General features: G+C 67.4%; 22 protein-coding genes and 1 pseudogene. 6 read left to right on the top strand and 17 right to left on the bottom strand.

Features of this window, described 5'->3' with window-relative positions; genetic code table 11:
• The first annotated feature begins 73 nt into the window (after window positions 1-73).
• On the top strand, window positions 74-2,458 hold the full coding sequence (locus PARHAE_RS00300) for a glycogen/starch/alpha-glucan phosphorylase (RefSeq protein ID WP_126152611.1): 2,385 nt from the start codon (window positions 74-76) through the stop codon (window positions 2,456-2,458).
• Between the two features lie 11 nt (window positions 2,459-2,469).
• On the opposite strand, the gene PARHAE_RS00295 is transcribed toward PARHAE_RS00300, so the two are convergent.
• The 8 genes from PARHAE_RS00295 to PARHAE_RS00260 form a co-directional block, all read right to left on the bottom strand.
• Window positions 2,470-3,204, bottom strand: a complete 735-nt coding sequence (locus PARHAE_RS00295) for an ABC transporter permease (protein WP_126152610.1) — start codon at window positions 3,202-3,204, stop codon at window positions 2,470-2,472.
• Window positions 3,201-4,121 carry an ABC transporter ATP-binding protein gene (locus tag PARHAE_RS00290; RefSeq protein ID WP_126152609.1) on the bottom strand — a complete coding sequence of 307 codons (921 nt, stop codon included), beginning with the start codon at window positions 4,119-4,121 and terminating at the stop codon, window positions 3,201-3,203. The genes PARHAE_RS00295 and PARHAE_RS00290 overlap by 4 nt, the downstream gene beginning before the upstream one ends.
• Window positions 4,118-5,254, bottom strand: coding sequence for an ABC transporter permease (locus PARHAE_RS00285; protein ID WP_164555087.1), 1,137 nt, complete (start codon window positions 5,252-5,254; stop codon window positions 4,118-4,120). Before PARHAE_RS00285 ends, PARHAE_RS00290 begins: the two co-directional genes overlap by 4 nt.
• Before the next feature lie 3 nt (window positions 5,255-5,257).
• On the bottom strand, window positions 5,258-6,163 hold the full coding sequence (gene osmF / locus PARHAE_RS00280) for a glycine betaine ABC transporter substrate-binding protein OsmF (protein WP_126152608.1): 906 nt from the start codon (window positions 6,161-6,163) through the stop codon (window positions 5,258-5,260).
• A gap of 61 nt (window positions 6,164-6,224) precedes the next feature.
• The gene (locus PARHAE_RS00275; protein ID WP_126152607.1) at window positions 6,225-6,800 is read right to left on the bottom strand and encodes a DUF1190 domain-containing protein; all 576 of its coding nucleotides are present in this window, start codon (window positions 6,798-6,800) and stop codon (window positions 6,225-6,227) included.
• Between the two features lie 12 nt (window positions 6,801-6,812).
• Window positions 6,813-8,039, bottom strand: a complete 1,227-nt coding sequence (locus PARHAE_RS00270) for a glutathionylspermidine synthase family protein (protein WP_126152606.1) — start codon at window positions 8,037-8,039, stop codon at window positions 6,813-6,815.
• Between the two features lie 47 nt (window positions 8,040-8,086).
• The gene (locus PARHAE_RS00265) at window positions 8,087-8,551 is read right to left on the bottom strand and encodes an Lrp/AsnC family transcriptional regulator (protein WP_126152605.1); all 465 of its coding nucleotides are present in this window, start codon (window positions 8,549-8,551) and stop codon (window positions 8,087-8,089) included.
• Window positions 8,548-9,003 (bottom strand): Lrp/AsnC family transcriptional regulator, encoded by a 456-nt coding sequence (locus PARHAE_RS00260; protein ID WP_126152604.1) that lies wholly within the window; start codon window positions 9,001-9,003, stop codon window positions 8,548-8,550. The genes PARHAE_RS00265 and PARHAE_RS00260 overlap by 4 nt, the downstream gene beginning before the upstream one ends.
• 131 nt (window positions 9,004-9,134) lie before the next feature.
• Here PARHAE_RS00260 and ilvC point away from each other — a divergent pair, with 131 nt between their 5' ends.
• Entirely contained in the window at window positions 9,135-10,157 is a 1,023-nt protein-coding gene (gene ilvC, locus PARHAE_RS00255; protein WP_126152603.1) for a ketol-acid reductoisomerase, read from the top strand.
• A 139-nt stretch (window positions 10,158-10,296) separates the two neighbouring features.
• On the opposite strand, the gene yghU is transcribed toward ilvC, so the two are convergent.
• Window positions 10,297-11,163, bottom strand: a complete 867-nt coding sequence (gene yghU / locus PARHAE_RS00250; protein ID WP_126152602.1) for a glutathione-dependent disulfide-bond oxidoreductase — start codon at window positions 11,161-11,163, stop codon at window positions 10,297-10,299.
• A gap of 104 nt (window positions 11,164-11,267) precedes the next feature.
• Here yghU and PARHAE_RS00245 point away from each other — a divergent pair, with 104 nt between their 5' ends.
• The gene (locus PARHAE_RS00245) at window positions 11,268-12,347 is read left to right on the top strand and encodes a PA0069 family radical SAM protein (RefSeq protein ID WP_126152601.1); all 1,080 of its coding nucleotides are present in this window, start codon (window positions 11,268-11,270) and stop codon (window positions 12,345-12,347) included.
• An 11-nt stretch (window positions 12,348-12,358) separates the two neighbouring features.
• Here PARHAE_RS00245 and PARHAE_RS00240 read toward each other — a convergent pair whose 3' ends face one another.
• From PARHAE_RS00240 to PARHAE_RS00205, 8 genes are all read right to left on the bottom strand, one after another.
• The gene (locus PARHAE_RS00240; RefSeq protein ID WP_126152600.1) at window positions 12,359-12,724 is read right to left on the bottom strand and encodes a DUF983 domain-containing protein; all 366 of its coding nucleotides are present in this window, start codon (window positions 12,722-12,724) and stop codon (window positions 12,359-12,361) included.
• A 30-nt stretch (window positions 12,725-12,754) separates the two neighbouring features.
• The gene (locus tag PARHAE_RS00235; protein ID WP_164555086.1) at window positions 12,755-13,504 is read right to left on the bottom strand and encodes a YoaK family protein; all 750 of its coding nucleotides are present in this window, start codon (window positions 13,502-13,504) and stop codon (window positions 12,755-12,757) included.
• Window positions 13,505-13,574: 70 nt separating this feature from the next.
• Window positions 13,575-14,537, bottom strand: coding sequence for a betaine--homocysteine S-methyltransferase (gene bmt / locus PARHAE_RS00230; RefSeq protein ID WP_126152598.1), 963 nt, complete (start codon window positions 14,535-14,537; stop codon window positions 13,575-13,577).
• 160 nt (window positions 14,538-14,697) lie between these two features.
• Window positions 14,698-15,279, bottom strand: coding sequence for a 50S ribosomal protein L9 (gene rplI, locus PARHAE_RS00225; RefSeq protein ID WP_126152597.1), 582 nt, complete (start codon window positions 15,277-15,279; stop codon window positions 14,698-14,700).
• A 12-nt stretch (window positions 15,280-15,291) separates the two neighbouring features.
• The gene (gene rpsR, locus PARHAE_RS00220) at window positions 15,292-15,519 is read right to left on the bottom strand and encodes a 30S ribosomal protein S18 (protein ID WP_103173059.1); all 228 of its coding nucleotides are present in this window, start codon (window positions 15,517-15,519) and stop codon (window positions 15,292-15,294) included.
• A 2-nt stretch (window positions 15,520-15,521) separates the two neighbouring features.
• Entirely contained in the window at window positions 15,522-15,980 is a 459-nt protein-coding gene (rpsF, locus tag PARHAE_RS00215) for a 30S ribosomal protein S6 (RefSeq protein WP_126152596.1), read from the bottom strand.
• A gap of 184 nt (window positions 15,981-16,164) precedes the next feature.
• Entirely contained in the window at window positions 16,165-16,422 is a 258-nt protein-coding gene (locus PARHAE_RS00210) for a hypothetical protein (RefSeq protein WP_126152595.1), read from the bottom strand.
• 162 nt (window positions 16,423-16,584) lie between these two features.
• Complete coding sequence (locus PARHAE_RS00205; RefSeq protein ID WP_126152594.1) at window positions 16,585-17,646, bottom strand: cytochrome-c peroxidase; 1,062 nt, start codon at window positions 17,644-17,646, stop codon at window positions 16,585-16,587.
• A gap of 149 nt (window positions 17,647-17,795) precedes the next feature.
• Here PARHAE_RS00205 and speB point away from each other — a divergent pair, with 149 nt between their 5' ends.
• The 3 genes and pseudogenes from speB to PARHAE_RS00190 all read left to right on the top strand — a co-directional run.
• A complete protein-coding gene (gene speB / locus PARHAE_RS00200; protein ID WP_126152593.1) occupies window positions 17,796-18,755 on the top strand; it encodes an agmatinase in 960 nt (319 codons plus the stop codon).
• A gap of 106 nt (window positions 18,756-18,861) precedes the next feature.
• The gene (gene prfA, locus PARHAE_RS00195) at window positions 18,862-19,914 is read left to right on the top strand and encodes a peptide chain release factor 1 (protein WP_126152592.1); all 1,053 of its coding nucleotides are present in this window, start codon (window positions 18,862-18,864) and stop codon (window positions 19,912-19,914) included.
• Window positions 19,911-20,104 (top strand): annotated as a pseudogene (locus PARHAE_RS00190) (peptide chain release factor N(5)-glutamine methyltransferase); the annotation flags it as partial. The gene prfA and the pseudogene PARHAE_RS00190, both read left to right, overlap by 4 nt.

The following is a 20,104-nucleotide window of genomic DNA, read 5'->3' as shown; positions in this document are numbered from 1 at the left end:
CAAAAATCAACCCTTGGGCGGTAATCTGGCCGTTCGACGGCAGCCCCCGATTCCCCCCGCTACGAGGCTTGATTTGCAGAATGTCCCCTCGGCCCAGGCCCTGCACGACCAGATCCTTCATCACCTGACCCACAGCCAGGGGCGCGGGGCGGAATTCGCAACGCCCTTCGACTGGCGGATGGCCGTCAGCTATACCGTGCGCGACCTGATGGCGGGCACCTGGGTCGATGCCTTCCGCGCCGCGCGGGACCAGGGGGCCAAGCGGGTCTGCTATCTGTCGATGGAATTCCTGATCGGGCGAATGCTGGGCGACGCGATCATCAACCTGCGGCTGGAAAAGCCGATGGCCGAGGCGCTGCGGATGCTGGGCCTGGACCAGCAGCAGATCCTGGACAACGAACCCGACGCGGCACTGGGCAATGGCGGGCTGGGACGGCTGGCGGCCTGCTTCATGGAATCGCTGTCATCCTTGCAATGCCCGGCCTTCGGCTATGGCATCCGTTACGAACACGGGCTGTTCCGGCAGCGTTTCGAAGGCGGCCAGCAGGTCGAGACGCCCGAGGACTGGCTGAACCAGCCCCACCCCTGGGAATTCGTCAAGGTCGATTACAGCTATACCGTGGGCTTCAAGGGGCATGTCGAAACCGTCGATGGCCGCGCCGTCTGGCGTCCGGGCGAAAGCGTGATCGCGCGGGCCTATGACACGCCGGTGATCGGCTGGGGCGGCAACTGGGCCAATACGCTGCGGCTGTGGGGCGCGCATCCGACCACGCTGCTGGATCTGCACCGCTTCAACGCGGGCGACCACACGGCGGCGGCCGAACCCGAGGCCTTGGCCCGCACTCTGTCGCGCGTCCTTTACCCCGACGACACCACCGAATCGGGCAAGGAACTGCGGCTGAAGCAGGAATATTTCCTGACTTCGGCATCCTTGCAGGACATCCTGCGCCGCTTCATGCAGGAACACGGCGACCTGCGGCTGCTGCCCGACAAGGTGGCGATGCAACTGAACGACACCCATCCCGCCATCGCCGGGCCGGAACTGATGCGGCTGCTGATGGACGACCACGGGCTGCCTTTCGACCAGGCCCGCGACCTGGCGCGGGGCACGCTGAACTATACCAACCACACCCTCATGCCCGAGGCGCTGGAACGCTGGTCCACCTGGCTGATGGGCGGCGTGCTGCCGCGCCATATGCAGATCATCCAGATGATCGACGACGACCACCGCAAGACGACGGCCCGCCCGCCGCAGGTGGGCATCGTCCAGCACGACCAGGTGCGGATGGGCGAACTGGCCTTCATCATGGCCAGCAAGGTGAACGGCGTGTCCGCGCTGCATACCGAACTGGTCAAGGACACGGTCTTCGCCGACCTGCACCGTCTGCATCCCGACCGGATCGTGAACCAGACGAACGGCGTCACCCCGCGCCGCTGGATGCGCATGTCCAATCCGGGACTGGCGCGGCTTCTGGACGACACCATCGGCGAAGGCTGGACCACCGATCTGGACCAGTTGCGCGGCCTTGAACCCCATGCCGGGGACGCGGGCTTTCGCAAGGCGCTTGGCCAGGTCAAGCGCGCCAACAAGGTCTGGCTGTCGAACGGCCTGCTGGCCGAGCTGGGGATCAAGGCCGACCCAGAGGCGATCTTCGACATCCAGGTCAAGCGCATCCACGAATACAAGCGCCAGCTTCTCAACGTCCTGGAGGCCATCGCCCTGTGGCAGCGCATCCACGACGATCCGAACGGCGACTGGACCCCGCGCGTCAAAATTTTCGGCGGCAAGGCGGCGCCGGGATACTGGCTGGCGAAATCGGTGATCCACCTGATCAACGACGTGGCCGCGACCATCAACAACGATCCGGTCACCGCGCGATACCTGCAAATCGCCTATCCGCCGAATTACAACGTCTCGATGGCCGAGGATCTGATCCCGGCGGCGGATTTGTCGGAACAGATCAGCACGGCGGGGAAAGAGGCCTCGGGGACAGGCAACATGAAGTTCACCCTGAACGGCGCGCTGACCATCGGCACGCTGGACGGGGCGAACGTGGAGATCCGCGATCTGGTGGGGCCCGAGAACTTCTTCCTGTTCGGGCTGAAGGCCGACCAGGCCGCGGCCGAGGCCGCAAGCCCCGGCCATGCCCGCCGCGCGATCGAGAAAAGCCGGGAGCTGAGGGACGCGCTGCACCTGATTTCGGAAGGCCGGTTCGGGCGCGCGGAATCCTATTACACGCTGCTGGACCGGACCTGGAACGACGATCCCTTCCTGGTCGCCAGCGATTTCGACGATTATTTCGCCACACAACGCCGGATCGACGCTGCCTATCGCGACAGCGCGGCCTGGGACCGGATGGCCTGCCTGAACATCGCGCGTGCGGGGTTCTTTTCGTCGGACCGCACCATCCGGGGCTACATGAACGACATCTGGCACGTTCTGCCGGTGGCGATCTGACGGCGCGCGGGTCAGGCCAGCCCCATCCGCCCTCGGACCCGACGTTCGGCCGCCTGGAAGCCGTGGTGGATCAGCACAGCCAGGATGCCGACCACCAGTCCGCCTTGCAGCACGAAGGCGGTGTTCGAGGACAGCAGCCCGGCGATGATCACCTCGCCCAGGGTGCGCGCGGCCACCGTCGATCCGATGGTCGCCGTCCCCAGGGATATCACCGCCGTCAGCCGCATCCCCGCCAGCAGCAAGGGCAGCGCCAGCGGCAGGTCGATCTGCCACAGCCGCTGGGTCGGTGTCAGGCCCATGGCCCGCGCGGCCTCTGCCACGGGCGGAGGCTGGCAGGTCAGCCCGGCCAAGGCGTTCTCGAACACCGGCAGCAGGCCATAAAGGAACAGCGCCACCAGCGTCGGCCCGCTGCCGAAGCCCAGAACCGGCACCGCCAGGGCCAGCACCGCGACCGGCGGAAAGGTCTGGCCGACCGCCGTCACCGTGCGCGCCAAGGGCAGGAACTCTCGCCCCGCCGGGCGGGTCACAAGGATCGCCAGCGTCACGCCCACCAGCGTCGAGGCCGCGACGGCCAGGGCGACGATGGCCAGATGCGACAGGGTCAGCGACAGCAGGCTGGTCTGGGTATAGATCGCGGGCGCGTCGTTGCGGGTGAAGGGCCGGAACAGCGGCGCGAAGGCCGTTGGCGCAGTCAGGAAGGCCAGCAGCGCCAGCCCCGCCAGAACCGGCAGGATTCGCCCGGTCATCGCTGCCCGGCCCGCGCGCGCAGGGCGTCCAGCGTCACGACCCCGCCGCCCCGGACGGGCAGGGCGTCCCGCCCGCTCCACAGGCATTCGGCCAGGGCGTCGCGCAGGCTGGATTCGGGCGGGATGGGCGGGCCGCTGGCGTGGCCCGGCGCGGCGATCTCGGCCACCCGCGCCAGCGACAGCAGCCGCAGCGCCCGGTCCGAGGGGCCGATCAGGTCGGCCACGAAGGGCGTGGCCGGGTCGGTCAGGATCCGTTCGGGCCGGTCGTATTGCAGCAGCCGGCCGCCGTCCATGACCGCGATGCGGTCGGCCAGATCCACGGCCTCGCGCATGTCATGGGTGACAAGGATCAGCGTGGTGCCCAGCCTGCGCTGGATCTGGCGCAGGTCGTCCTGGGCCTTGGCCCGGATCAGCGGATCCAGCGCGCCGAACGGCTCGTCCATCAGCAGCAGGTCGGGTTTGGCGGCAAGCGCGCGGGCCACGCCCACCCGCTGGGCCTGTCCGCCGGACAGCTGATGCGGCATCCGGTCCCGGAACAGCGCCGGGTCCAGCTGGAACAGGTCCAGCAGTTCGTCGACGCGGGCGGCAATCTGGGCACGCGGCCAGCCCAGCAGGCGGGGCACGGTGGCGATGTTCTGGGCGACCGTGCGATGCGGGAACAGCCCGTGGCCCTGGATGGCATAGCCGATCCGGCGGCGCAGCAGGTGCGGGGCCAGCGTGGCGGTATCCACCCCGTCGATCAGCACCTGCCCCGCCGAGGGCGCCACCAGCCGGTTGATCATCCGCAGCAGCGTCGTCTTGCCCGACCCCGAGGTGCCGACCAGCACCGCCAACTGCCCGGTTTCCACCGTCAGGCTGACATCCTTGACCACGGCCACGCCATCATAGAGACGCGTCAGGTTGCGGATCTGGATCATGCGGCCCCCTTGCGCGCGCCCTGGACCAGCAGGTCAAGCGCGATCCCCGCGACAAGCGCCAGGGCGATGGTGGGCAGCGCGCCCAGCAGGACCAGATCCATGGCCGTCTGGTTCAGCCCCTGAAAGACGAAGGTGCCGAACCCGCCGCCGCCGATCAGCCCGGCGATCACCGCCAGGCCGATGTTCTGGACCAGCACGATCCGCACCGCCGCCAGCAGCACCGGCAGGGCCAGCGGCACCAGAACCTGCGCCAGCACCTGCATCCGCGTCATGCCCAGGCCCAAGGCGGCGTCGCGGACCGCTGCGGGCACGCCCGACAGCCCGGACAGCGTGTTCGACACGACCGGCAGCAGCGAATACAGGAACAGCGCCACGAGCGCGGGAAAGGTGCCGATGCCCGATAGTCCGGCCCAGGCCGCGCCGGGCAGGGTCGCCGCGACCCAGCCCAGGACCGGGATCATGATGCCGAACAGCGCAAGCGACGGGATGGTTTGCAGGATGTTCAGCACCCCCAGCACCGGCCCGCGCCAACGCGGCGCCTGAAAGATCGCGATACCCGCCGGAATGCCCGCCAGCAGCGCCAGGCCCAGCGATCCGAAGGCGAGGGCCAGATGGGCCTGCGCCTCGCGCAGGAACAGGTCGCGGCGGCTGGCATATTCGCGCATCACCGACACCCCGTCCAGCAGCCCCGAGGTCAGCATCCCCGCCGCCAGCACCATCGCCCCCGCCAGCAGCAGCCACCGCAGCGACAGGGAAGGGCGAAGCCGGTTCGCCGCATCGGCCAGCATCAATCCGAAGGCCAGCAGCAACAGCCAGAAGCCCGAGGACGGCGAAACCCGCGCCAGGCTGTTGCCTTCGGGCGTCAACTGGCTTGCCCCGACGCCCAGCGACAGGGTGACCGCGACCAGCCCCGCAACCGCCGCCGCCATCCTTAACGCTGCGGACCACCGCGCCCAGCAGGCTGCGGCCAGGATCGCGCCCGACAGGACGGCCGTCCCCCAGCCCTGGGGCAGGTCGGCCAGCCCGATCCCTTCGCCCGGCACGATCCGGTTCGCCTTGAACTGGACCAGCGGCAGGGCCAGCCCCGCGCCTCCGATCAGGGCGAACAGCACGGCCGGGGGCGACAGCCGCATGGATCAGTCCAGAAAGCCCGCCTGGGTCAGGTAATCCTGGGCCACAGCCGCCGCCGGTTCGCCACCGATCTGGATGCGGCCGTTCAGGGTTTGCAGCGTTTCCAGGGTCAGGGATGCGAAAATCGGCTTCAGGACCGCAGAGATTTCGGGATGCGCCTCCAGCACCGGGGTGCGGACGATGGGGGCGGGCTGATAGACCGGCTGGACGGCCTTGTCGTCCTGCATCACCACCAGCCCCGCCTCGGCGATGGCGCCGTCGGTGCCATAGACCATGGCCGCATTCACGCCCGAGGTCTGCTGCGCCGCCGCCGCGATGGTCGCCGCCGTGTCGCCGCCCGCAAGCTGGACCAGCTGGTCGGGCGTCAGGGTGAACCCATAGGTCTGCTGGAAGGCGGGCAGGGCGGCGGGAGAGGTCACGAATTCGCTGGACGCCGCCAGCTTGACCGCGCCGCCGCCCGCGATCCATTCGCCCATCTGCGACATGGTGGCCAGGCCGTTCGGTTCGGCCACATCCTGGCGCAGGGCGATAGCCCAGGTGTTGTTGGCGGGCGAGGGTTTCAGCCAGACGATATCGTTCTGCGCCTTGTCCAGTTCGGCCACGCGGGCATAGCCCTGGGCGGCATCCTTCCAGACATCGCTGTCGGCCTCGTTGAAGAAGAACGCGCCGTTGGCGGTGTATTCGGGATAGATGTCGATCTGGCCCGCAACGATGGCGTCGCGCATGATCGGCGTGCCGCCCAGTTGCAGCCGGTCCCGCACCGGCAGGCCCGCATCCTTCAGCGCCAGAAGGATCATGTTGCCCAGAAGCCCGCCCTCGGTGTCGATCTTGGACGAGACCACGATGTCCTGCGCGGCAAGCGGCGTCGCCGCCATCAGCAGGGTCGCGGCAAGCGGGGCAAGACGGGGCATGGGGAAACTCCTGCGAAAAAGGGGCAAGGCAAGACGCCCCGTCCCCCCGAAAGGTTCCGCCTCAGCCGCCGAAGCCCCGGCTGCCGCCGGTCGATCCGAACCCGCCGCGCGACGCGGCGGTGGCGCGCGACATGGGCGGCTGGCCCGCCGTCGCGGCAGGGCGGGCGAACTGGCTGCTGTTCAGCGCCGCCCGGCCCGTATTGCTGGAAAACGTGCTGGTCCGCGCGGCGTTGGTATAGCCGCCCTGGGGCGTGCGGTACATCGGCTGGGACCGCGACAGCCCGCCGCCGCCCAGCATCGACCCGATCAGGTATCCCGCCAGCAGCGGCATGAAGATGCTGCCTGCGCCGCCGCCGGTCTGCTGCGCCTCGGAGCCGCAATTGCCGACGCCGTGCTGTTCCTCGCAAACCTCAAGGCTGTCATAGCGGGGGGCGGATTCGACGTGAAGCTGTTCGGCCTCGGCAAAGGACTGGCGGCACTCGTCGGGGGTGAACAGCCCGCCCTGGTCGGCGGCGGCAAGGCAGGCGTTCAGGTCGGGAAAGGCCTGCGCCTCGACCTGTTCCTCGCGGCAGCCCGCGATGGCAAAGCTGGCGGCGCCCAGGATGGTCAGCGCGACGGTTCTGGAACGTTTCCTCATGGCTTTCCCCCTTTAGTCCGCGATGAAATGCGGCTTGAAGCGCGACAGATCCTGCGTGATGCGGGATTTGTCCTCGCGGATGCCCATGCCGACGCATTGATCGCCGACGATCCAGGCGCCGAGGATGGGCCGGAAGCCGTCGAAGTCGGGCAGCGGCGCATAGGCCTGGACGATGCGCGGATGGGCGTCGTAGTTGCCCGCGGGCGAGGCGTCGGTGACCGCGCCCCCTTCGACGATGCTGACCCCCGCGCCCTCGCGCGAGAAGATCGGCTTGACCACATGGGCGCGCCGGAACTGGTCGGCCACCTTGTCGAAGGCCGGGGCGACGTCCGGCACCGCCTGGCCCCCGGCGACAAGCGCATCGGCAATGTCATCCGCGAAAAAGGCGGGCAGCAGGTTCGGATGGCCTTCGAACATCTGCCACAAGACCGGCAGGATGCCCTTGTTCGACACAAGCGCCTTCCAGGCCGGTTCCAGGAAGAGGCAGCCCGATCCGGCAATGTGGCGCGCGTAATCGTCGCGCAGCAAATCCTCCCACGGGTACAGCTTGAACAGCGTGCCGATCACCCGGTCCTGATCGTCGACGAACTGGCCGTCCCTGGTGACGCCCAGCTTGTCCAGGTCGCTGTACTGCGCGCCCATCCCGGCTTCGCGCGCGGCCCAGGCCATCGCCTCGACGGTGGCGTAATCCTCGGGGTTGCCCGCCGCTGCCGTGAAATGGATGTCGGTATTGGGGTCGAACAGCGCGCGGAAGCGTTCGACAAGCGCCTCGTGGATGCCGTTGAACTGGTCGGCCCCGCGCGGCAGAACGCCCGCCGCCAACTGATCCTCCAGCCACTGCCACTGGAAGGACGCGCTTTCGTAAAGCGAGGTCGGCGTGTCGGCGTTGTATTCCAGAAGCTTAGCCGGGCCGGTGCCGTCATAGGCCAGATCCAGGCGGCCATAGATTTCGGGCTCGTTGCGCCGCCAACTGTCCGCCACCAGGTCGCGGTGTTCGGGCGGAATGCCCAGCCGGTCCATCATCCGTTCGCTGCCGACGATCTCGGCCACGGCGTCGCGGCACATGGCGTGCAGGTCGGTCGAGGGATCCTCAATGTCGTTCTCGATCTCGCGCAGCGAGAAGCGATAGGCCGAGCTTTCGTCCCAATAAGGTTCGCCATGCATGTCGGCGAAGGTGAAGCCCGCGTCTTTCGCGGTGTCGCGCCAATGGGGCCGTTCGGGAAGCGTGATCTTCTGCATGGTGAATCTCTAGCGCGACCGGCCCGGCAGGGCCAGACGAAACGCAATCACGATGCGCCCAGCGGCCCCGGCCTGCGTTCCTCGGACAGCATCACGTTCGCCTCGACCTGGCCCACGCCGGGCAGGGTCATGATCCGGCGGCGCAGGATGCGTTCGAAGTCGCTGATGTCGCGCGCGGTGATGCGCAGGCGATAGTCGAACTGGCCCAGCACATGCTGGACGGTCTGCACCTCGGGGATAGCGGTGACGGCGCGTTCGAAATCCTCCAGGCTGGTGCGGCCCTTGGCGGCAAGGCGGATGCCCAGAAAGACCGTGACGCCAAAGCCCAAGGCGGCATTGTCCACGATCACCCGCCGCCCGGCCAGGATGCCGCTGTCGGTCAGCCGCTTGATGCGGCGCCAGGCGGCGGGCTGGCCGAGGCCGACCGCGCGCCCGATCTCGGCCGCGCTTCGGGTGGCGTCATCGGACAGGATCCGCAGGATCGCCAGGTCGGTGGCGTCAAGGCCGCTCACAACGCCAGTTCCCCGCTGTCCTTGATGGTCGAGACCAGCATCAGCGCGTCGCTGTCGGATACATGCGGCAGGGTCAGGATCCGGTCGCGATAGATCTGCTGCCAATGCGCCATGTCGCGCGCGATCACCGACAGCCGCAGATCCACGCTGCCCAGAAAGGTCTGGATTTCCGTCACCTCGGGCACCTCGCGCGCGGCGGCCATGAATTCGTCGAAGGCGCGGGGGCTGGTCTTGTCCAGCGTGAAGCGCAGGCTGACCTGGACCTCGTATCCCAGCTTGCGCCAGTCGATGCGGTTCTGGATGGCAGCGATGACGCCCGTTTCCCGCAACTTTTCCAAGCGCCGCCACAGGCTGGCGGGCGCCACGCCCGCGCGTTGGGCCAGGACGGCATTCGGGGCCTGAGGGTCGGCCATCAAGTGGCGCAGGATGCGATGATCGGTTCTGTCCGGCATGATTTTTCCAGTATGCCGCATTTCAGGGAATGTCTATCGCAGCCATGACGCTGATAGTGAGAAAAATAGATGCTATTTCGCGCAGCGCCGACGCTAGAACAGCCGCCATCGGAGAGGAAAGGAACCATTCCATGCGCGTTTACTATGACCGCGATTGCGACGTGAACCTGATCAAGGACAAGAAGGTCGCGATCCTGGGCTATGGGTCGCAAGGCCATGCCCATGCGCTGAACCTGCGCGATTCGGGCGCCAAGAACGTCGTCGTCGCCCTGCGCGAGGGCAGCCCGTCGGCGAAGAAGGTCGAAGGCGAGGGCCTGAAGGTCATGGGCATCGCTGAGGCTGCCGCCTGGGCCGACCTGATCATGTTCACCATGCCGGATGAATTGCAGGCCGAGACCTACAAGAAATACGTCCATGACAACCTGCGCGAAGGCGCGGCGATCGCCTTCGCGCATGGCCTGAACGTGCATTTCGGCCTGATCGAGCCGAAGCCGGGCGTCGATGTCATCATGATGGCGCCCAAGGGGCCGGGCCATACCGTCCGCGGCGAATACGTCAAGGGCGGCGGCGTGCCCTGCCTGGTCGCGGTCCACAACGACGCAACCGGCAAGGCGCTGGATCTGGCGCTGTCCTATTGCTCGGCCATCGGCGGCGGGCGTTCGGGCATCATCGAGACCAACTTCCGCGAGGAATGCGAAACCGACCTGTTCGGCGAACAGGCGGTGCTGTGCGGCGGTCTGGTGGAACTGATCCGCATGGGCTTCGAGACGCTGGTCGAGGCGGGCTACGAGCCGGAGATGGCCTATTTCGAATGCCTGCACGAGGTGAAGCTGATCGTCGATCTGATCTATGAAGGCGGCATCGCCAACATGAACTACTCGATCTCCAACACCGCCGAATACGGCGAATATGTCAGCGGCCCGCGCATCCTGCCTTACGACGAGACCAAGGCCCGGATGAAGGCGGTGCTGCGCGACATCCAGTCGGGCAAGTTCGTGCGCGACTTCATGCAGGAAAACGCCGTGGGCCAGCCGTCCTTCAAGGCGACCCGCCGCATCAACGACGAACACCAGATCGAGCAGGTCGGCGCGAAACTCCGCGAGATGATGCCCTGGATCTCCAAGGGCAAGATGGTGGACCGCGCGCGGAACTGATCCGTCAGGCCAAAGCCGGGGGCTGTCTACCCCCGGACCCCCGAGGCTATTTGCGCACAGAAGATGGCAGCGGCCTTTATCTTCTGTGCGCAAATATCCTGGGAGGATTCCGAAGGACGGGGGGCAAAGCCCCCCTTTTTCATTCCGTTCCGATCTTGTCCTGCGTCCGGTTCTGGAAGTCGCTGGCATCGTGGCGTTCCCACAACTGCTGCGCCGGATCCCCATTGGTCTTGTTGACCATGATCCCGCGCCCCACGGCGGGGCGGGCCGCGATCTCGTCGCTCCAGCGGCGGACGTTTTCGTAGATCCCCGCGTCCAGGAAAGTCGCCGCGTCGCCATAAAGCTTGCCCGCCACGACCTGCCCGTACCAGGGCCAGATCGCCATGTCGGCGATGGAGTATTCCTCACCGGCCATGAAGCGGTTGCCGGCCAGGTGGCGGTTCAGCACATCCAACTGGCGCTTGGCTTCCATCGTATAGCGGTCGATGGCGTATTCGATCTTGACCGGCGCATAGACATAGAAATGCCCGAAGCCGCCGCCCAGGAAAGGGGCCGATCCCATCTGCCAGAACAGCCAGTTCATCGCCTCGGTCCGCGCCGCGGGATCGCGGGGCAGGAAGGCGCCGAATTTTTCCGCCAGATAGACCAGGATGGATCCCGATTCGAAGACCCGGCGCGGCGGCGTCGCCGAATGGTCCATCAGCGCGGGGATCTTGGAGTTCGGGTTCACCGCGACGAAGCCGCTGCCGAACTGGTCGCCTTCGTTGATGCGGATCAGCCAGGCGTCGTATTCGGCATCGAAGCCCGCCTCCAGCAACTCCTCCAGCAGGATCGTCACCTTCTGCCCATTCGGCGTGGCCAGCGAGTAAAGCTGCAAGGGATGCTTGCCGACCGGCAGATCCTTGTCATGGGTCGGGCCTGCCACGGGCCGGTTGATGCTGGCGAACTGGCCGCCGTTCGGGGCCTTCGGCGCCCAGACCTTGGGCGGGATGTAATCGTCGGACATGACGCCTCCTGACATGCGTTCGGGCGCAGGATGGGCGCGGCCGGGACGAACATCAACCGTCAAAAACGCTGGCGTTTGTTCTTGTATTGTTCTAGTCTGGTGGAATGCTGCCGCCCCGCAATCCCGACGAACGCCTCAGGGCCAGAGGCGCCGATACCCGCCCCGACGGGCGGTTCGAACCCCATGCGCGGATGCGCGAATCCGACGGCTGGGATATCCCCGAGGACGAGCGCCTGTTGCGGACCGAGGTCGTCACCGAACGCCCGCGCAGCATCATCACGCGCAACACCTCGCCCGATATTTCCTTCGACCGCTCGATCAATCCCTATCGCGGTTGCGAGCATGGCTGCATCTATTGCTATGCGCGACCGACCCATGCCTGGCTGGGCCTGTCGCCGGGTCTGGATTTCGAGACGCGGATCACGGCCAAGCCCGACGCGGCTTCCCTGCTGGCGCGCGAACTGGCGCGGCCATCCTATCGCCCGGCGCCCATCGCATTGGGCACGAATACCGATCCCTACCAGCCGGTGGAATCGAAGCTGGCGATCATGCCGGGGATCCTGCGGGTGCTGTCGGACTGGAATCATCCGGCCACGCTGGTCACGCGGGGGCAGACGGTCCTGCGCGATGTCGCCTTGTGGGCGGAACTGGCGGCCAAGCGGATGGCGGCGGTGGGCGTCAGCATCACGACGCTGGATCCGTCCCTGGCCCGCGCCATGGAGCCGCGCGCCCCCGCCCCCGCCACGCGGCTGCGGATGATCCGTGAACTTGCGGCCGCGGGGGTGCCGGTGCGGGTGATGGTCGCCCCCGTGATCCCGGTCCTGACCGAGCCCGAGATCGAGGCGATTCTGACGGCGGCGCGGCAGGCGGGCGCCACCACCGCCAGCATGATCCCCCTGCGCCTGCCCTTGGAGGTCGCGCCGCTGTTTCGCGACTGGCTGGACCGCCATCGCCCCGGCATGGCTGCCCATGTCATGAACCGCGTGCAGGCGATGCGCGGCGGGCGCGACAACGACCCGCGCTTCGGCCACCGCTTCCGGGGCCAGGGGGCCGAGGCGCAGCTTGCCCTGCAACGCTTCCGCCTGGCGCGCAGACGGCTGGGCTATCACCGCGAATCGGCGCCGCTGGATTGCAGCCGCTTCGGCCCGCCGCCCAGGGCGGGGGACCAGTTGTCGCTGTTCTAGGCGCTTCCGGTTTAAGCGCCCCGGTCCTGTTCGTTCTTGGCCCACAGGTATCCTATGAAGGCCCCCTTCACGAGACGCAGCAGGATCAGCGTCAGGACCGTGGTGATGACGCCGGTGATCGCCAGCAGCATCACCGGCGAGGGGCGCAGCAGCACCCAGGTGAAGCCGATCAGCGGGATCAGCAGCAGAAGCATGATCGTCATCGCGAAGAAGGCGGGGCCGTCGGCGGCGGGATAGCGGCCAAGGGGCGCGTGGCAGACCTCGCATTCGGCGGGCACGCCTAGATATCCGCGCAGCAGCCTGCCCTTGCCGCAATTCGGGCAGAGATTCATCAATCCCCGGACGATGGCCGTCCGGCTGTCTCGGTCTTCGGTCATGGTTCGCGCGTCCTGATGATGGATCCTTCCTTATCGATGGCCCGGCCGGGGGACCATGCGTCCGCCTGCCGCGCCGAAGGTCGGCAGGGCCAGGGCCAGCAGCAGCCCCGCCAGCGGCAGCGAGAAATAGAAGCCGACGACCGCATAGCCCAAGGCACCAACGATGCCGCCCACCACATAGGTTCCGATCAGAGACAGCAGGATGCGCAGTTTCGCCCCGTCGGGGCGGACGGCGCGGCGCGGCTGGACCAGCCGATACAGGGCGCGGCCGCATTCGATGCCCACATCGGTGATCATGCCGGTGGCATGGGTGGTCCTGATGCGCGCGCCGGAAATCTTGGTGATGGTGGCGTTCTGCATGCCCATGATGAAGCACAGGCAGGCCAGGGCGAACATGCGGCCGGGCAGCGTGGTGAAGATGCCGCCGAAGGCGAAGCAGGCCAGACAGGCCCCCTGAACCGCCAAGGGCAGCGCGAATTGCCGCCGCCCCATCCGGTGCCGCGCCCAGTTCACCAGAAAGGTGCTGAAGGCCGCGCCGGTGGTGAAGGCGCCGATGGCCAGCAGCGCGGTCGCCGTGACCAGCAGGTTGCCGATCACCAGGTTGTCGGCGATCTGCGACAGATAGCCGGTCATGTGCGACGTATACTGCCCCAGGGCGAAGAACCCGCCCGCGTTGGAAGCCCCTGCGATCCCCGCCAGGAACACCGCCAGCACGAAATCGCTGCCCTGCGAACGCCGGTGGCTGACCAGAACCCTGGCCGCCGCGAAGGGACGGGACATGCGATTTCGTCTTGCCATGACGGCTGGTCTAACGCGCCCGGCGGCGACTGTCAGCCGTCACATGCGGCCTTCAGTAATCGCCGACCGCGCTGAAACCGCCCAGCCGGGACGCGATCTCCTCCAGCGAGGGGCGGGGGCCGGGGGCACGGGTCTCCAACGCCTCTCGCATGGCGCGCAGATGGCCGGGCGTGGTGCCGCAGCAGCCGCCGATGATCCGTACGCCCATATCGCGGGCCAGGCAGGCGTAATCGGCCATGATCGCGGGCGTGCCGTCGTAATGCAGATGCCCGTCCTCAAGATGCGGGATCCCGGCATTCCCCTTGGCGATGATCGGCCGTTCGTTTCCCGATGCGACGAAATCACGCACCGTCCGCAGCAGATCCGCCGCTCCGACGCCGCAATTCGCGCCATAGGCGATGGGCGGGTTCGGCAGCCGTTCCACCAGGGCCGACAGCTGCGCCGAGGTGACGCCCATGATCGTGCGTCCGGCGGTGTCAAAGCTCATCATCCCGCCCCAGGGCATGTCGGCCAGCCGTGCGGCCTCGGCGGCGGCGCGGAATTCCTGCTCGGAACTGATGGTTTCCACCCACAGCACGTCGGCGCCGCCGTCCTTCAGCGCCTCGGCCTGTTCGTGGAACATCTCGACCGCGCGGGCTTGGGACAGGCTGCCGATGGGGGCCATGATCTCTCCGGTGGGGCCGATATTGCCGGCGACCACAACCTTGCGCCCGGCGGCATCGGCGACCTCGCGCGCCATGGCGGCGCCGGCCAGATTCAGTTCCCGCACGCGATGGCCCGCGCCTTGCAGGCGCAGGCGGCTGGCGTTGCCGCCGAAGGTGTTGGTCAGGAACAGGTCGGCCCCCGCATCCACCGCGTCCCGATAGAGACGCCGCACCAGGTCGGGGCGGTCGGTGTTCCACAATTCCGGCGCGACATTCGACGCCAGGCCCATGTTGAACAGGTTGGTCCCCGTCGCCCCGTCAGCCATCAGCCAGTCGCGTCCGGCAAGAAGCTGGGAAAGGGGATCGGCCATGGTCTGTCCTTCGGCGTAATGCGCAAGCTCCGTCCAGGGACGGCTTCCAATCATCAGGTCCATGATATGTCCGGTTCGGGCAGGAAACAATTTGCCCCAGAACGAAAAAAAGGCCGCATCGGTTTCCCGCTGCGGCCTGAACTTTGCGTGTGCGGAAGGATCAGTTCCGGTCGTCGCTGTCGTCGTTCGCGGCGCCGATGTCGTCGAACAGTTCGGCGATCTCGAATTCGGCGGCGGCATCGGCCTCGGCGGCCAGATCCTGGATCGACTTGCCCTGCGCTTGCAGTTCGGCTTCCTCGGGCGAACGGGCGACGTTCAGCACGATGGTCGCGTCGACCTCGGGGTGCAGCACGACGTTGACGTTGTGCAGGCCCAGTTCCTTGATCGGGTGGTTCAGAACCACCTGCTTGCGGTCCAGCGTGAAGCCGGCCTCGGTCGCGGCGTCGGCCGCGTCGCGGGTGGTCACGGACCCGTACAGCGCCCCGGCGTCCGAGGCCGACCGGATGATCACGAAGGTCTGGCCGTCCAGCTTGTCGGCGATCTTCTGCGCTTCGGCCTTGGTTTCGGCGTTCTGCGCTTCCAGTTGGACCTTGCGGTTCTCGAAGGACTTGATGTTGGCCTCGGATGCGCGCAGCGCCTTGCCCTGGGGCAGCAGGAAGTTGCGGGCAAAGCCCTCTTTCACGTTGACGACTTCGCCCATCTGGCCAAGTTTCGCCACGCGTTCCAGCAGGATGACTTGCATGTCCTTGTCCCCTTACTTCACGACATAGGGCAGCAGGGCCAGGAACCGGGCGCGCTTGATGGCGCGGGCCAGTTCACGCTGCTTCTTGGCCGAGACGGCGGTGATGCGCGAGGGCACGATCTTGCCGCGTTCGGAAATGTAACGCTGAAGCAGGCGCGTGTCCTTGTAGTCGATGGCCGGGGCGTTTTCGCCCGAGAAGGGGCAAACCTTGCGGCGGCGGAAGAACGGTTTGTTCGCCATGATCAGATCCTTTCAGTCCGCTCGCGGCGGTCGCCGCGATCACCACGGTCGGCGCCACGGTCGCCACGGTCACGGTCGCCGCGCGGGCGGTCGCCGCGATCACCGCGGTCGCCACGATCCCCACGCTCGCCGCGTTCCTCGCGCTTCTGCATCTGGACCGAGGGGCCTTCCTCGTGCTTGTCCACGCGCACGGTCATGACGCGCATCACGTCGTCATGCAGGCGGGCCAGGCGTTCCATTTCCTGCACGGCGGCCGAGGGCGCGTCGGTGCGCAGGAAGGCGTAATGGCCCTTGCGGTTCTTGTTGATCTTGTAGGCGAGGGTGCGCACACCCCAGTATTCGTTTTCGATCACGGTGCCGCCGTTGTCGGCCAGCACGGTCGAGAAATGTTCGATCAGCCCTTCGGCCTGCGTGTTCGACAGGTCCTGGCGGGCGATCAGCACATGCTCGTACAGAGGCATGGCGATCCTTTCAGTTTCAGGCGCATTTCATCGACGGGCGACCCCTTCCGCACCCGTCACGAGAGGCTGCGCCGGTTGCAAGATCTCGGCGGAAGGATGCGGTCTTATAGCGGCGAAGGCGCAGGATGCAAGGCGATTCGGGGGGCGTACTGGCTGCTATGTGGGACGAAGCTGCCAATCAGGACTATATCTCGTCGCGATCAAAGTCCTCTGCACGTAGGGCTAATGTTGGTCCTGGCAACCCGGTTTCGCCTGCCAAAAGAGCTTCCACAGCATTCAGCAAGTTGACCACGGCCTGAGCTACGCCATCTCCCATCGCGTCCTTCAAAGCGCTTTCGATCCCAGTATCTAGATCCCAGTGAGTGTAGGCCCAATGCACAGCGCCAGCACTTTCAGCATATGCTTTCGCAAGTGCGCTATAGCGCTCATCGCTAATTTCCATCTCAGCAACCCGGAGTTATTTCATGAAACAATAGCTGCCACTGCGGCGGCCGGCTATGGGCTCAAAGCGCCGTTCGGCAAGCCGGCATTTGTCCGGCGCATCGCGTGGCGGGCAAAACCAGCCCATGGCGAAGGCCGCAGCCCTCGCCATGGTAGGTCCGGTTTACTGGACCATCGGCTGGGGCTGCGGGGTTTCCGCGTTGCGGACCGGCAGGATCGGATGGACGATCTGCGGCTGCTTGCCGGTCAGGCTGCCCAGGAAGGCCACGATCTCGTCCACCTGGGGTTCGGCCAGTTCGGTGCCAAGCTGGGACGAGGACATGATGCTGACCGCCTCGTGCAGATCCCAGACGGCGCCGGAATGGAAATACGGGGCGGTCAGCGCGACGTTGCGCAGGGGGGCCGCGCGGAAGACGTATTCGTCATCCGCCGTCTGGGTGACGGCGAAGCGGCCGCGGTCGCCTTCCGGCAGGACCGATCCGCCCGGCCGCTCGATCACGCCGAAGGGATAGTAATCCTGCCCGCCGACGTTGCGGCCCGCATGGCAGGCGGTGCAGCCGGTGTCCATGAAGGCGGCCAGGCCGCGTTTCTCCTGGTCGGTCATGGCGGCGTCGTCGCCCTTGAGGAAGCGGTCGAAGGCGCTGTCGGGGGTGATCAGCGTCGCCTCGAACGCCTCGATGGCGCGGGCGAAGTTGTCGAAGCTGACCGGGGCGTCCTCATCGGGGAAGGCCGCCTTGAAGGCATCGACATAGCCCGGCATGGAATTCAGCGTGCCGATCAGGTTCTCGGGGGTGTTGTTCATCTCGACCCCGGCCTGGACAGGGCCTTTCGCCTGCGCGGCCAAGTCGGGCGCGCGGCCGTCCCAGAACTGGGCGATGTTGAAGATGGCGTTCAGCATCGTGGGAGAGTTGCGCGGCCCCTGCTGCCAGCCATGCCCGATCGAGGTGGTCAGCCCGTCCACTCCGCCCAGGCCCACGTTGTGGCAGGACTGGCAGGAAAACACCCCCGACCGCGACATGCGCGGGTCGAAGAACAGCATGGCGCCCAGATCCACCCGCTCGGGCGTCAGGACGTTGCCGGCGGGGATCTGCGGCGTGTCGGGGATCGGTTCGAACCATTCCAGCGCGGCGCTGCGCAGGTCGGCATCGGCGGGCAGGTCCGTCTGGGCAAGCGCTGGCGCCGCCAGCGCGGCGGTCGCGGCGATGGCAAGAAGGGATGTCTTCATGGCTGTCTCTCTTGTCGTGGTCGTCGCGCGTCCTTGCGCATGATGGACCAATCGACGCGCCGCCGCCCTGATGCAGATCAAGGTCCGGCGCTTGAGAACCGCGCGCCGCTGCGTCACGATAAGGGCGACGGACATGGAAAGGACCGGCCATGGCATTGGAAGACGCAGGAACGCAGGTCGATCAGGCCTTTACGCGAAACGACCCGCGCGGGCTGTCCTTCGAGAACGCCTTCGGCGGCGCGACCAGCTTTCTGCGGCGGCGTTACAGCAAGGATCTGGCGGGGGTGGATGTGGCGGTGACGGGGATTCCCTTCGACCAGGCGGTGACGCACCGGCCCGGCACCCGCTTCGGCCCGCGCGCGATCCGCGAGGCCTCGGCGCTGCAACCCTATGACCCGCCCTATGGCTGGGGCTATGATCCCTTGTCGCTGCTGAACGTGGTCGATTACGGCGACATGGCCTTCGATTACGCCAAGACCCGCGAGGTTCCCGCCCGGATCGAGGCGCATGTCGGCGCCATCATGGATGGCGGCGCGGCGCCGGTGACGCTGGGGGGCGATCATTCGATCACCCTGCCGATCCTGCGCGCGGTGGCGGCGCGGCGCGGGCCGGTGGCGCTGATCCAGTTCGACGCCCATTCCGACACCTGGGTGGACGACGATCCCGACCGGATCGACCACGGGACGTTCCTCTACAAGGCGATCCGCGAGGGGGTGGTGGACCCGACCGCCAGCGTCAGCGTCGGCATCCGCACCGAAAACCCCGACACGCTGGGCGTGACCATCCTGGATGCGCCGGGGGTGCATCGCGACGGGGTGGACACCACGCTGGACCGGATCCGCGCGGTGATCGGCAACCGGCCGGTCTATGTCACCTTCGACATCGACGCGCTGGATCCGGCCTTCGCGCCCGGCACCGGCACGCCGGTCTGGGGCGGGCTGGCAAGCTGGCAGGCGGCGGCGCTGTTGCGCGGGCTCGCCGGTGTGGATCTGATCGGCGGCGACGTGGTCGAGGTCTCGCCCCCCTATGACACGACCGGGGCGACGGCGGTGGCGGGGGCGCATGTCGCCATGGAACTGATCGCGCTGTATGGCTGGACCCGGCGCTGATTGCGTCCCGCGACGGCCGGGGGCGCTTCGCCCCCCGGACCCCCCGAGGATATTTGCCGTCCAAAGCAGGCTTGCCGGTGCCGCGGCGCGACGGTAAGCCCCCGCCATGTTGCCCGAGGATCGCCTTGTCCAGATCGTCCAGCGGTTCGAGTTTCTCGAAGCGCAGTTGAATGCGGGCGCGGCGCCCGACCAGATCGCGCGAATCAGCCGGGAATATGCGGATCTCAAGCCGGTGGTCGAGGAGATCGGCGAATGGCGCGCCGCCCGCGACGGCCTGGCCGAGGCCCAGGCGATGCTGGCCGACCCCGAGATGCGCGAACTGGCCGAGGATGAGCTGGCCCGGCTGCGCGAGGCTCTGCCCGCGCTGGAGCAGCGGCTGCGCATCGCGCTGCTGCCCAGGGATGCCGCCGATGCCCGCCCCGCGATCCTGGAGATCCGGCCCGGCACGGGCGGGGACGAGGCAGCGCTGTTCGCGGGCGATCTGCTGGCCATGTATCGCCGCCATGCCGAGGCGCAGGGCTGGACCTTCCAGTTGCTGGATCTGACCGAGACCGAACTGGGCGGCGTCAAGGAAGCCGTCGCCCGGATCGAGGGCGAGGGGGTCTTTGCCCGGCTGAAATACGAATCCGGCGTTCACCGCGTTCAGCGGGTGCCGGAAACCGAATCGGGCGGGCGCATCCATACCAGTGCCGCGACCGTGGCCGTGCTGCCCGAGGCCGAGGAGGTCGATATCGACATCCCGGCCTCTGACATCCGCATCGACACGATGCGGGCCAGCGGTGCCGGGGGCCAGCATGTGAACACGACCGATTCGGCTGTGCGGATCACCCATCTGCCGACCGGGATCGTCGTCACCAGTTCCGAGAAGTCGCAGCACCAGAACCGCGCCAATGCGATGGCCGTCCTGCGCGCCCGGCTTTACGACATGGAGCGCGCCCGCAGCGATGCCGAGCGCGCCGCCGACCGCAAGTCTCAGGTCGGGTCCGGCGATCGCAGCGAACGAATCCGCACCTATAACTTTCCGCAGGGGCGGATGACGGATCACCGGATCAACCTGACGCTTTACGCCCTGGACCGGATCATGGCAGGCGACCTGACCGAGATCATCGACGCGCTGACCGCCCATGACCAGGCCGCGCGGCTGGCGGCGCAGGAATGAGGCTGCCCCAGGCGCGGGCCGAGGCCGCCGTCCGGCTGCGCGCGGCGGGAATCGAGGGCGCGGCGCGCGATGGCGACCGGATCCTGGCCGCCGTGCTGGGGGTCGAGCCGGGGCGGCTGCTGACCCTCGACCGCGACCTGACCGCCGATGAACTGGCCCGGCTGGACGCCGGGATCGCCGCCCGCGCCGC

It is taken from the genome of Paracoccus haematequi (assembly GCF_900631945.1).
In the GTDB taxonomy this organism is placed as follows: domain Bacteria; phylum Pseudomonadota; class Alphaproteobacteria; order Rhodobacterales; family Rhodobacteraceae; genus Paracoccus; species Paracoccus haematequi_A.
The sequence above is the reverse complement of the archived record's forward strand: the minus strand, read 5'-3'. Positions and strand labels throughout refer to the sequence as shown.